The organism is Patescibacteria group bacterium, assembly GCA_022563395.1.
In the GTDB taxonomy this organism is placed as follows: domain Bacteria; phylum Patescibacteriota; class Minisyncoccia; order Minisyncoccales; family UBA10102; genus 01-FULL-49-22b.
Genome location: JADFNM010000001.1, coordinates 266,608 through 278,753 on the forward strand (window position 1 = coordinate 266,608; position 12,146 = coordinate 278,753).

The 12,146-nt window shown below is 41.7% G+C and carries 11 protein-coding genes; 3 read left to right on the plus strand and 8 right to left on the minus strand.

Going from position 1 to position 12,146, the window contains the following annotated elements; genetic code table 11:
- Nucleotides 1-25 precede the first annotated feature (25 nt).
- Both IH982_01575 and IH982_01580 read left to right on the plus strand, forming a co-directional pair.
- A complete protein-coding gene (locus IH982_01575) occupies nt 26-976 on the plus strand; it encodes a tyrosine-type recombinase/integrase (GenBank protein ID MCH7828543.1) in 951 nt (316 codons plus the stop codon).
- Nucleotides 977-1,030: 54 nt separating this feature from the next.
- The gene (locus tag IH982_01580) at nt 1,031-2,665 is read left to right on the plus strand and encodes an N-6 DNA methylase (protein ID MCH7828544.1); all 1,635 of its coding nucleotides are present in this window, start codon (nt 1,031-1,033) and stop codon (nt 2,663-2,665) included.
- Here IH982_01580 and IH982_01585 read toward each other — a convergent pair.
- The 5 genes from IH982_01585 to IH982_01605 form a co-directional block, all read right to left on the minus strand.
- Nucleotides 2,662-3,846, minus strand: coding sequence for a phospholipase D family protein (locus tag IH982_01585; GenBank protein ID MCH7828545.1), 1,185 nt, complete (start codon nt 3,844-3,846; stop codon nt 2,662-2,664). The two genes, IH982_01580 and IH982_01585, sit on opposite strands and share 4 nt — an antisense overlap.
- A gap of 7 nt (nt 3,847-3,853) precedes the next feature.
- On the minus strand, nt 3,854-4,024 hold the full coding sequence (locus IH982_01590) for a hypothetical protein (protein ID MCH7828546.1): 171 nt from the start codon (nt 4,022-4,024) through the stop codon (nt 3,854-3,856).
- Nucleotides 4,025-4,415: 391 nt separating this feature from the next.
- Nucleotides 4,416-4,703, minus strand: a complete 288-nt coding sequence (locus tag IH982_01595) for a hypothetical protein (GenBank protein MCH7828547.1) — start codon at nt 4,701-4,703, stop codon at nt 4,416-4,418.
- Between the two features lie 88 nt (nt 4,704-4,791).
- On the minus strand, nt 4,792-5,259 hold the full coding sequence (locus IH982_01600; GenBank protein MCH7828548.1) for an NUDIX domain-containing protein: 468 nt from the start codon (nt 5,257-5,259) through the stop codon (nt 4,792-4,794).
- Nucleotides 5,260-5,325: 66 nt separating this feature from the next.
- Nucleotides 5,326-6,777: an ABC-F family ATP-binding cassette domain-containing protein gene (locus tag IH982_01605; protein ID MCH7828549.1), complete on the minus strand. Its 1,452-nt coding sequence runs from the start codon at nt 6,775-6,777 to the stop codon at nt 5,326-5,328.
- A 165-nt stretch (nt 6,778-6,942) separates the two neighbouring features.
- Between IH982_01605 and IH982_01610 the strand changes: the two genes are divergently transcribed.
- The gene (locus tag IH982_01610) at nt 6,943-8,019 is read left to right on the plus strand and encodes a radical SAM protein (protein MCH7828550.1); all 1,077 of its coding nucleotides are present in this window, start codon (nt 6,943-6,945) and stop codon (nt 8,017-8,019) included.
- Between the two features lie 59 nt (nt 8,020-8,078).
- On the opposite strand, the gene IH982_01615 is transcribed toward IH982_01610, so the two are convergent.
- The 3 genes from IH982_01615 to dapA all read right to left on the minus strand — a co-directional run bounded on the left by IH982_01615 (nt 8,079) and on the right by dapA (nt 11,723).
- Nucleotides 8,079-9,200, minus strand: coding sequence for a hypothetical protein (locus tag IH982_01615; GenBank protein MCH7828551.1), 1,122 nt, complete (start codon nt 9,198-9,200; stop codon nt 8,079-8,081).
- A gap of 5 nt (nt 9,201-9,205) precedes the next feature.
- Nucleotides 9,206-10,609: an ATP-grasp domain-containing protein gene (locus IH982_01620; protein MCH7828552.1), complete on the minus strand. Its 1,404-nt coding sequence runs from the start codon at nt 10,607-10,609 to the stop codon at nt 9,206-9,208.
- A gap of 214 nt (nt 10,610-10,823) precedes the next feature.
- Nucleotides 10,824-11,723: a 4-hydroxy-tetrahydrodipicolinate synthase gene (dapA, locus tag IH982_01625; protein MCH7828553.1), complete on the minus strand. Its 900-nt coding sequence runs from the start codon at nt 11,721-11,723 to the stop codon at nt 10,824-10,826.
- Nucleotides 11,724-12,146 lie beyond the last annotated feature (423 nt).

Consider the following 12,146-nt stretch of genomic DNA (forward strand, 5'->3'; position numbering starts at 1 on the left):
TAACTAACCCTTAAATAGACAACTAATGGAAATATCCGAAAAGCCTTTGACTGCCCATATCGACGAATTTCTTCAATACATAGAAATTGAGCGTGGACTTTCTCAAAGTACCCAAGTTAACTATCGTAGAAGTCTATATCATTTAAAGCAATGGCTTTGCTCACAAAATAAAGAACATGCTAAGCCACACGAACTCACTACCGAAGATATATGGCAATATCGTCTCTATCTCTCTCGAAAACAGGATAGAGTTGGAAACACAGTGTCAAAGAAAACGCAGAACTATCATCTTATAGTTCTGCGATGTCTGCTTGATTACTTTACGCTTCGGGATATAACTGCCATTTCTTCTCGAAAGATAATGCTTTCAAAAATTAATGACGATAAACAAATCTTAAAATTTTTAGATACCAGTCAGATAAAACTACTTCTCGAAACACCAGATATAAGTAGATCAAAAGGGCTTAGAGATAGGGCTATATTTGAAACACTATTTTCAACAGGCTTAAGAATATCTGAACTAGTGGCTCTCAATAGAACTCAATTCAACGGCATATGGGATCAAAACGACTTTAAAGTAAGCATTATAGGCAAAGGGAATTACCCTAGAATGGTGTTTTTCTCAGAACGCGCGACGTACTGGATTAAAGAATATCTTAAGGATGATAGTAATACTTACGAAGCCCTATTCGTAAGCTATAAAGACTCTACAAACAAAGAAAATCGCCTTACAGCACGATCCATTGAACGTCTTATGAAAATATACGTACTAAAAGCTGGTATTCCTACATTCGCCTCACCTCATACGATACGCCACAGTATGGCTACAAATCTCATGGAGCAAGGCGTAGACCTAAGAAGCATACAGGAATTCTTAGGCCACAGAAGCATTGTAACTACACAAATCTATACCCATGTGACCAATAAACGATTGCACGATATCCATAAAAAGTTTCATGATGGGAATAATTTTTAATCCCATTTCTAGCAACTATTTGGAACTACAAAAAGAAAGGACTATACTTAAACTATGAACTTTGCCGAGAATGAGACTAGTGAAAAATTAAGAGGCGGCTACTATACACCTTTGAATCTGGCGACTTTTCTCGCAAGATGGATTAAAGAAGTTCATCCCAAAAGCATATTAGAACCAAGTTGTGGCGATGGCGTTTTTTTTGAAGCATTAAATAAAGTTGGTAGTTTTCGCAGATCTGCAATTACAGGTATTGAGTTTAATTCAAAAGAAGCAAGCAAAGCTCGCCAGCGAATACAGAATGGTTTCGATAATGCAAAGATTCACTCAACTGATTTTCTAGATTGGTCTCTTAAGGCTTTAAAGAATAAGAATATACGATTTGACGCAGTAATTGGTAATCCTCCGTTCATTCGATATCAATATCTTCCAGAAATATTTAAGACTCACTCAGAAGAAATATTTAAAACCTTGGATTTGCCCTTTACTAAACATACTAACGCATGGGTACCTTTTATATTGGCTTCATTTGCTTTGTTAAAACCCGGAGGCCGCTTAGCTATGGTTATTCCAGCAGAGATCATCCACATAATATACGCGCAATCAACACGCAACTTTCTTGGTAAGGAATGTAAACGATTAGTAATAATTGATCCACAAGAAATTTGGTTTGATAACACCTTACAAGGAGCTGTCTTACTTCTAGCAGAAAAGCGTTCTAGCGAAACACAGTTAGCAGGGGGTGTTGGAATATATCCAGTAAAAAACCGAGAATTTGTTAACTTAGACCCGGGAAAAGTTTTTGCTGCTCCGAAACCAATTAACGGCCGGACCGTAATGGGGAAATGGACATATGCATTATTAGAACCTGCAATGCGCGTACTACTCGATGAAGTAAGTGAACACACAGAAGTACATCGCTTTAAAGAAATAGCTGATGTTGATGTTGGAATAGTCACAGGGGCAAACGATTACTTTCTTGTTTCGGACGAAGTAATTGATGAATATGGACTTTCAGATTGGGCACACCCCATGTTTGGCCGTAGTGATCACTGTCCAGGAGTAATTTATGATAAGAAACAACATTCTGAAAATAAATTGGCTGGTAAACCAACCAATTTTATTTGGTTTCCGAAGGAAGAAGTGTTTAAAAATGAAGGGGTCAAAAGATATATTCAGTATGGAGAAAAGAGAAAACTACAGACTCGTTATAAATGTAGCGTTCGTACCCCATGGTATTCAGTACCATCTGTATACGCCACAAACATAGGAATGCTTAAGCGCGCTCACAATATTCCACGTCTTGTTTTTAATAAGATGGAGGCTTTGACTACAGATACCGCATATCGTATTAGCTCTTCTACGGTCAAACCCGAAACATTGGTTAGTAATTTCGTTAATTCTTTGACTGCATTAAGTGCAGAATTAGAAGGTCGCCATTATGGGGGAGGTGTTCTTGAACTAGTGCCTTCGGAAATTGAGAAGCTACTCATTCCTTTGCCTAATGATGTGCATGGAAATCTGCGAGTTTTAGATAAAGAAATTCGCTCATTACCCATAGAGCAAGTTCTTGCCAATCAAGATAAAAGAATTCTTGGAGCTCTTGGTTTATCTAGGAAAAAAAGAGAACAACTTTTTAAGGCGTGGGAAGGGCTTCGCAACAGGCGTCAACGCATAGATGCCATTGCTTAATCAATCTCGATAAAGAATCTATCAGGATTTTTCTCATCTTGATAGAGAGACATTGTTCGTCCTATGAGATCTGGCCGCGCAATGTGAGTTTTCATATCACCCCAACTTAACCTGGTCATAGCATTATGTTGTAAGTAAGCAGTGCTTTCTGTATCGGTAGTATGACCTATGCGTAAATTGAATGTACCATAGGAGATATCTTTGATTACAAGTTGAAATTGAGCATGAGCTTCTTCGACAGTTTCTTTGTTTGTTGGTGACCAAGTTAGACTCCCAAAAATTTCCTCGCGAAAATAATGTCTATGATCAATGCTAGTATCCAACAATCCCTTATCTAGATTAATAGAGCCCGCTGCATGAGTCACATCTGCTTCGGGAATATCAAGATCTCTTCTAGTTAAAGGTTTGCTTTGCCAAACAAGTATAGGATTTGTAGAAATATCTGATGGCTCAACAGTAACTTCCGATACCACAGTAGTACTTGGGGTTGCCCTACGACGTATAGTACGACTACGTATTGGTACTGAAAGTTGAATACGTGGAACCGCATCGTTAATTGTTTCACCAACAACCCTTCTTAGGGGGCGTGGCGGTAATGCTTCATACTCATCGAGTAATCGGCCAGATGTTTGCATACTATCCAACTCTTCAGGACTAGTAATTAAAAAAATATTTTGAGGTTTCTGCTCCGGCAATTTAGAAAATTGAGTAACTATAGTATTCACAAGCGCTAAATCATTTTCATCTGCTAAGTCCAAATCGAGAGTAACACTTGCTTCTATGTTATTATTAAGGCCTCCAAGCGTTAAGTTAGCACTACCAATTACTAACCGTGCCTCCGTGGCGTTTTTTGTTAGATATAACTTAGGATGGAAGACAATACCACGTGCACCAGTATCTACCGCATACAGAGTTATCCCCATATCAAGTAACCGAACAAGCCCTTGTTTTGTTGTAATCTCATTTCGAATTCCAACAAAAATAGAAGTACGATCAGCAATACCTCTCAATCCTTCTTCAATAAGCCGAACGCCTTCATCAGTTACAAAAGCTACACTAAAAATAGCAACTTTTATGTCTGGAATATCAAACAAACGTAGTATTGCCTCAGTGTGAGTACGAGAAGTAAATCCCTGTAATATAAAATCTTTTTTGGGCATAGTATATAAATCCTGATTCACATACAATTTACTTTTCCTCTAACTCTCTCAAAGATCCTTGGATTACTTTAACTTTATGACGAGGACAATTTAATCTAGGACACCAAATTCTCATATTAACTCTATCCTCAGATTTACCAGTAATCTCAACTTCCATCTTAGTGCTACATATTGGGCAAAATTGATCTTTAATTTTCATATTTCTATCTTATCAAAAAATCACCATTCTGGCGATCTTTAGCACAAACGTCGTACAACATATAATGGACGTCATTTAGTCTCCCTCTGTACTCTCAAGTCCGGCCTCATATAATATACGTCTTTAATTTAATGTGTCTTAATCACGACCTTACTATCTTAAGAATAAGGTTACTAATACTCCTATTGCTATTCCTTTAATGAATGCAATCCAGACTACCCAATTACTCACTTTACTTAGCCACCATTTAAATATCTTCATAGTTATAAATCAAACTTATTATCATTTTATCTGACAATTCTATTCTATCAAAAAACCGCCTTTCTAGCGACTTTGAGTCCAGCCTTATATATTGAACGTCTTTAAATCCACTATCATAATTGCAAGGTCTCTATTCTTCAAAAACCCAGTCTTTGAGCTCTTCGTATGATACGGGATCACATATCAATCTTTTTCTTTCTGCGTCATAAAAACTAGGCACAACGAGATTCCCTCTGCAATGCTCTTTATAGAGATCTCTCATATCTTCCATTCTCTGATGATTTTCTGCGTCATGCCACGCTTCGCGCTTTACAATCTCTACCCCCTCTTCCGCTATCAACCGTTTCACTATGGGTATAACAGCTAAGCAATCTGGACACTCTCGCCCATAAAAAAATTCGATACGTTTTTTAATCATATTCAATTCTATCAAAAAATCGCCCTTTTAGCGATGCTGAGTCCCCCTTTATGCGCCTGAGTCCGGCTTCATATATTGTGGGACTAACTCATCCCTGAGCTCGTTGTATGGCTTCTCGAGCATAGAACTTAATACTAGATTCCAGGCGAAACCGTGAATCATCAAGTTCATCTTCTGTGAGCCATCGAATCTCGGTGTGTTCCTCTTCTGCAAGTTGAACCACATCAGTCTCAGTCCGCAAAAAATACACAAGACCAATGTGCTTGTGCGTTTTACTGATAGGATGAATATCTACATATGCTGGCGTATATAAAAACTTTCGACTAGGGTCCTCAAGACTTAGGTTCGGTTTTGACGCCAGCACTTCAACATTTTCAATACCGCTTTCTTCTTTAACTTCACGCAACAAAGCCTCATCAGGATCTTCATCAAGCTCTATGTGACCACCAAGGGGAAGCCACTTTTGGAGTTCCTTATGAAAAATAAAGAGCACCTTACGCTTATACACAACATAGGCTACGATTGTCCAATCAATTTGCTCGTGAATATGAGACATATTATATTCTTATCGTAACAAAAAACCGCCTTTTTGGCGACTTTAAGCATAGCTTATTATCTTGTATTACTTCCCAAGCTTAAGAGTTTCATCAATCCTAACTTGATCAACGAATTCCTTTACGTGACTCACAAGAATCATAGCACCCTCATACCGACTCAGTGCCTTTGCAATAATAGGCAAATGCCTAAAGTTCATATGGTTTGTTGGTTCGTCTAAAATAAGCAAACCGGGCTTTTGCAATACTAACTGTGCTAAAGAAACCAGGCCTTTTTGCCCTTCAGACAAGCTCCCAATCTTTGAATAAATAATATCTTGATCTATGAGAAATCCGGCAGCTAATGCTCGTAATTTTTCATTGGTGACACCAGTAAATACATTAACTAAAGAGTCATACACTATATCCTCAAAATTCAGTGTAGAAAAATCTTGACGATAATAACCAATCTTTACATCAGGATTTACCGTTATGCCTTTTGTATTGCGAAAAGCAATAGATTCCAATAATGTACTCTTCCCAATACCATTTGGGCCCGCTAAAAGAAGGTGATCGCCCTTGCGCAAAGATATGTTTACAGAATGATGCGATTCTTTTCCATCAACCATACTCGTTACGATGAAAATATTAAGAATCTCTCCGGACAGCGATTCCTGCACGGGAATTATAAAGGAACGGATTGTCTTATCCTCTTTTCGCACCTCCACCTTATTCTCCTCTGACTCTTTAATCTCATCTCTCAGCTTTTTTGCAACAAGCCGCATCTTTCCACCTTTATGAGAAAAAAAGTTAGCCTTATCTTTATTCTCTTGAATCACTTTTGCGAGTTGAGCATTCTTTCTCTTCTCTTGCTCAACTCTCGCTGTAATTTCTTTTACTACATCAAAGTAGTTCCCCGTATATCTCTCTATTCTTTGTGTAAATATATCTAAATATAGTACGCCTTCGGTAAATGCATTCAAAAAGTCTGCATCGTGAGAAATGACTATAACGGTCTTATCATAGTTAATCAAGAATTGCTTTAAGTGTTCAATCCCCTCTGGATCCAAGTTATTGGTTGGCTCGTCCAACAACAGCAAATCTGGTTTTTGAATTAAGGCTGAAGCTAAAAGCAGTCGTGCTTGCTGTCCTCCAGAGAAAGATCGTATAATTCTGTCATGATCCGCCTTAAAGTTCACTACTAAAAGAATCTCATCAATCTTTGGATCTATATCATATACCTTTTCTTTGAAACAAGCCTCAAAGAATTCACGCACTGTTATATCCAATTGTTCTTGCGGTATTACTTGCCGCGAGGTAGCGATAGTAAGTCCTCTTTCAACATGTATATTGCCGTCGGTAGATTCCAGCTTTCCATTCATTAACTGAAAGATTGTACTCTTTCCAGCACCATTCTGCCCCATCAAAGTCATCTTTGATCCTCGCCTAACAGAAAAATCCACCTCAGAGAGGATGGATTGTTTGCTCGTATATTTAAATGATACTTCACCAAATCTGACGATAACATTCCCATTGCTCATCTAGACATAGTGCAACTTTTTGAGTCAGGAGTCAATAAGTCCTATGTATTCGTTAATAAAAAACCGCCTGCTTGGCGATTCTTGAAAAAGTATAAGTTGACCACTTGCACAAGAAGCTCACACAGTTTAGAATGACTAAAACCTAGCAAGAGGGAGGTAAGTGAGATGGTTCTTTCCAAAATAGAAGAAATAAAAATCCGACTTATGGTGGAAGGTATGGCGGTAGACCCAGGTGTGCGGAACCTAGCCCTTGGCCCCCTTACTTTAGCTGAGTACGCTTCGACGTCAGGAGTTATCCTGGTGCTTCCAGATGAGGTCTGGGTGAATGCCCCTATTGCGGAACATAACCCAAATTTTGTTGTCCGGCCTTCCATCATACTCTCTGCGCACGAGGATGAATTGGTACTTCAGGTGAATGGAGAAGAGATCCCAGTTCGATTTAGCCCTATGCCTCAGGACCATGAAACAATGAGCCGATTGGGTGCGGTTATACATGCTGACCGTGTGCGCATTTCCCCCGTCGATGGGTGTGCTGTAACCTGCCTATTCTGTAATATCCCATATGAGGACAGGTACCAAAGGAGAGAAGCTGCGGATTTGCTGCAAGGCATCACACTCGCGCTCCACGACGAAGTGGTACCGGCACAGCATATCCTTATTTCGGGAGGAACCCCTCAACCCGGGGATTACGATTGGTTGAATGAGATGTATGAGCGGGTGGCGAATGCCTTCCGTGCTACCGTGGACATCATGATGGTACCAGAGGAAGGGTTACTCGACCCCGGGCATCTTAAAGAAATCGGCATTCACGGTCTATCTATCAATCTGGAGGTTTACAACCAAGAAGTCGCCCGGCGGATCATGGCAGGCAAATGGAAAGTGGGACTTGACCGCTACCTTAATTTCATTGGGAAAGCGGTGGAGATCTTTGGCGAAGGGAAGGTTCGGTCTCTCCTTCTTGTGGGCATTGAGTCGCTCGAAGATACCTTGCGGGGCGTGAGCGCATTGGCGGAGCGCGGATGCGACCCTGTCTTGAGCCCGTTCCGTCCCGACCCAGCAACACCCTTGCGGAACAATGTTCCTCCTTCTATAGAGCTCCTTAGGGAGGCATGGGAACGCAGCATAGAGATTGTAGGACGCTATTCAGGAGTCGTCCTCGGTCCGCGCTGCATCCCCTGCACCCACAACACTTTGACCTTCCCAGATGATAGCGGGAGGTACTACTACTCCCGCGTACACTAGGTAATGAGAGAAGGGAGAGTAGAAGGCCCGTTCACCTGATGAGCGGGCCTTTTCACTATTCAATGAAGAGAACAAACTTTCTCACGAAAGCCAATCATATTGAATTGTGCTGCTTGCACAGCGCAATACGCACCTGCTTTGGGAATTGCCACGAGATCGCCTTCACGGAGTTTCGGCATTTTCTTGAAAGGCACAAGTATATCGCCAACTTGGCAAGAAGCGCCAAGAATTGCTCCGTAGACAAGAGGTGATTTGCGAAAACTATACGGCCTTCTTTCATTTAACAAGCCTCTGATATGATGAATTGTGCCGTCCGAGAAGAAATAATATCGTCCCCTCCTTTGTAATACGGAATGGATACGGACAATATAATATCCTGCGCCGCGCACGATGTAGTTTCCAGGTTCCACTTGTATTTTTAGAATTCTTTTATGTTTCTTGCCGAACTTTTCTGCCTCTGCAATAATTCTTTTTGCATATGTTGTGATATCAAACTCGGACTCCTCGCTTCCAATAGGGGCTGCAATACCCCCACCGATGTTAATTACCAGAACAGAAGGATGTTTTTCCGTGATTTTAAGTAACCGCTGAAACGCTTCAATAAATAGACCAATTCGATATGAGTCCGAGCTTGTATGCATATGTAGTCTTGTTATACGATTTCTTAGTTTCGCAGGAATGCTTCTGAACTCTTCTGGAGAAACACCAAAATGGCTCTCTTTACTTCCCGAGGCAATTCCTGCCCCGTAACTCCACCCGATACGGGGATTGATGCGCAGTCCCACGTCTTTCATGGAGGCAATCTTTTTAAGGTCGGGAATACTATTTGCATTTGCTTTTACACTATTCCTCTTTATATATTGCAGTATCTCTGAGGTAAGTACTGGACCAGTGAAAGAAATATCCTTAGAAACTTTCCTCGCCGCCTTTAGTTCTTCCAAAGAAGAGACATGAAACCCCAAACCCATCCTACTTAGCTGCTTGAGTATCTCTGGGTTATTGTTCGCCTTTACAGCATAGAGCAGTTTGAAGTTTGTGTACGAAGAGAAGGCATTCTTGATTCTTTCCACCTGGCCTTTTACATGGTTTACATCATACAGAAAAACGGGCGTTCTTTCGCTCAAGGCTTTAGCATTCTCCAGCGTTGCTTTAATGCACTCAAGATCATTCACCGAAATCATAGTACCTATTGCAGTAAATCATGGGTTTTGGGGCTGTCAAAATAAAATTCCCAGTCGGTTGAATCAAAACTTGTCTCAATAATCTTGCCCACAGCCCCCCGTATTTTTTGTAGCGTCTGATCATACGACGTTCCTGTAGTAATATAGTATCCCGCGTTTCCTCCTGCGAATACATAACCTTTAGGATAGAACATCGCTTTGTAGGCAGCCCCTTTTTTCATAAATGGCGTGGAAGGGTTTTTGGAAGCGAAAACTCTTGTAATCTTTTGTCCACTCTTGTATGGCTTTATCTTACTGTGCGCCCATACATAATCAACCTGAAAGTTTGGGTAGGAAATATCAGGAATATCGTTGTGCAAGAATATGCGGAGTTCAAGGTCTATAAGATCTATGCCCTTGCTGCGAGCGGAAAGGATGTGACAAAGGTAACCACCTTGTCTCCGAGGATTCAAATCTGTAGGAAAAACAGAACCATTTTTATCAATAATAAAGTCGAGCCCAAATATACCCCGGAAACCCTTACGGGAAAGATAGTTCCCCACCACTGCAGTCGTTTTTCTCATTATGCCCTTGTGCCGTTCTGTGGCCTTTGAAGGGTAGATATTACCAATATATTGATTGCTGCGGAGAATCTGGTCTGAGATACAGTTCACAACAGTATTGTTTCTGCCTACTACTATAGCATTAGTGTTGGGGGATAATACAACATCCTCGATAAAGCGTGCCACAAGGAATTCATTGTTTCGGTTAATACCTCGTAATTCATGCGAGAACGAGTCAATCTGGGCAGGATTGCTTATAATCCTGCTTTCGTGTCCTCCAGAACTAAAAGATGCGGAAAGAAAAATAGGATATTGCTTTACAGTTCGTTGAACAGCAGCAAGGTTCTTAAAGATTTTGACTTCGTTCTTTGACAGACCTAGTTTATCAAAAAGCAGTTTATGCTGAACTTTATTATCATATTTCGTTACAACTTTTGAATCAGGGCCAAGAACAATCACTTTTGAGGAATTGAACGAAAGGTTGGTAGTCGTGAATGGAAGAAGAAATACGCGCTTTTGCTTCAAGATGAGTTTTCTAATAAAGTCTTTCACATAGGAAGATCTGCTAAATTCCTGATTAAGATCCTCATTCTCTGAGAGAAAGATGAAATTCTTTTCCCCAGTGTCTCTTTGTACTTTTTGCGCTCTCTGATTCATTACGAGGAAGTTCGCTTTTTGGAAATACTGATTGCTTCTTGCTGACACTACGAAAATGGGCTCAAAAGGTCTCTGAAAGCGATCCTGGAGTGCTTCTTTCCATAGCAGAGTAGCGTATTCAAAGCGGTCTACCAAAAAAGAGAAGAAGTACTCTCTCCGATTTGTAAATATGTTTGGATCCAGTTTTGCGGTGGAAATATCAGAGGCCATTCTTCAATCTATCAAAAAATCGCCTGTTTGGCGACTTTGAGTCCCCCTTTATACATACAAGTCCGGCTTCATATATTGGACGTCTTATGGTCCTACTGCACATATTCTCCAAGTCTCCTATCTCAGGTCAACAAAAGACAAAGATAAAAAAAAGAGGAAGTAGTCAATTAAGTGACTACCCCCTCATGAAAATCCCGAAGGATTCCCTTTAAACCTAGCTGACAACATCCAGAGGCAGATCTATCTCGTAGCCCTCCAGTAGTTCGTCTAGGAACGCTGCCGTCTGTGGATCAGCCTCTACCAAAGGCAGACGCAGCCCACCAACCGGGAAACCCACCTCATTCAGGCAATACTTCACAGGTATGGGGCTGGTGACCACAAACAGGCCCTTGGCCAAGGGAAGCTGCCGCAGGTGCTCAGACGCAGCCTTCTGCAACCTGCCTTCCACGGTCAGATTGATGAGCCGCTTGATCTGCTGCCCAATGAGGTGCGAGGCAACGCTCACCACCCCGTAACCTCCAAGGCTGAGGACGCCGAATGTGTCTGAGTCATTCCCGCTCCACACTTTGAACCCGTCTGGCGCGTTCCGAATGATCTCTCCGATCTGGTGGAAGTCTCCGGAAGCCTCCTTGACGCCAACGATGTTAGACACTTCGGCCAGACGCAACGTGGTCTCAGCCGTCATGTTGACGATGGTGCGGCTGGGCACGTTGTACAGAATGCAGGGCAACTCCACACTCTCAGCTATCGTCCTGAAGTGCAGATACAGGCCCTCTTGCGTGGGCTTATTGTAGTAAGGCACCACGAGCAAGAGAGCATCGGCTCCCGCTTCCTTCGCTTCCCGCGAAAGGTGCACGGATTCATCAGTTCCGTTGGTACCGGAACCCGCAATGACCGCTGCTGTGTCCCCTACCGCATTCTTGACTGCAGCCCACAGCTTGACGTTCTCTTCGTGAAAGAGCACTGGATTCTCGCCCGTGGTGCCGGTGACCACGAGGCCGTCGCTCCCAGAGGCCACAAGGGCCTTGGCCAAAAGCCTTGCTCTCTCAAGATCCACGCCACCATCTTCTCTAAACGGCGTCACCATTGCAGTAACGAGTCTTCCAATTTCCATTTCACTACCTCCATATTATTGTGACTTCTCCGTCAGTCTCTCGTCGCCAACCCCTTCATGAGATATCGTGCCTTCCTTTCTCCCTTTCCATAGAATCAGGATTTTTCATTCTTACTACCGGCTCTCTCCAGTAAGAATATTGTTAATGTACTTTGTGAGCCGATGAAGAGAGGTATGATCTCCCTTCATCGACACATAAAAACCCGCCTTTCTGGCTTATCCAAGAAGGCGGGTTCAAATGGCTTTATCTATCTAATGGATTACAGCTTTTGCCAAGCGAAAATACGCGCCTTCTTGAAGGGCTTCTTCGCTTTTTTCTCGTCTATCATAAACAAATGCAACATATACTTTAATGTATAAGAAGAAGCTCAGGGTGTCAAGCACACTTGAGTCCGGCTTCATATATTGTGGGACACTACTCCC

What these genes read in the sequence shown, in the direction of transcription:
- IH982_01620 (MCH7828552.1), bottom strand. Translation starts at nt 10,609, where the DNA reads ATGGCCTCTGATATTTCCACCGCAAAACTGGATCCAAACATATTTACA.
- IH982_01590 (MCH7828546.1), bottom strand. Translation starts at nt 4,024, where the DNA reads ATGAAAATTAAAGATCAATTTTGCCCAATATGTAGCACTAAGATGGAA.
- IH982_01595 (MCH7828547.1), bottom strand. Translation starts at nt 4,703, where the DNA reads ATGATTAAAAAACGTATCGAATTTTTTTATGGGCGAGAGTGTCCAGAT.
- IH982_01605 (MCH7828549.1), bottom strand. Translation starts at nt 6,777, where the DNA reads ATGAGCAATGGGAATGTTATCGTCAGATTTGGTGAAGTATCATTTAAA.
- IH982_01580 (MCH7828544.1), top strand. Translation starts at nt 1,031, where the DNA reads ATGAACTTTGCCGAGAATGAGACTAGTGAAAAATTAAGAGGCGGCTAC.
- IH982_01600 (MCH7828548.1), bottom strand. Translation starts at nt 5,259, where the DNA reads ATGTCTCATATTCACGAGCAAATTGATTGGACAATCGTAGCCTATGTT.
- dapA (MCH7828553.1), bottom strand. Translation starts at nt 11,723, where the DNA reads ATGGAAATTGGAAGACTCGTTACTGCAATGGTGACGCCGTTTAGAGAA.
- IH982_01615 (MCH7828551.1), bottom strand. Translation starts at nt 9,200, where the DNA reads ATGATTTCGGTGAATGATCTTGAGTGCATTAAAGCAACGCTGGAGAAT.
- IH982_01575 (MCH7828543.1), top strand. Translation starts at nt 26, where the DNA reads ATGGAAATATCCGAAAAGCCTTTGACTGCCCATATCGACGAATTTCTT.
- IH982_01610 (MCH7828550.1), top strand. Translation starts at nt 6,943, where the DNA reads ATGGTTCTTTCCAAAATAGAAGAAATAAAAATCCGACTTATGGTGGAA.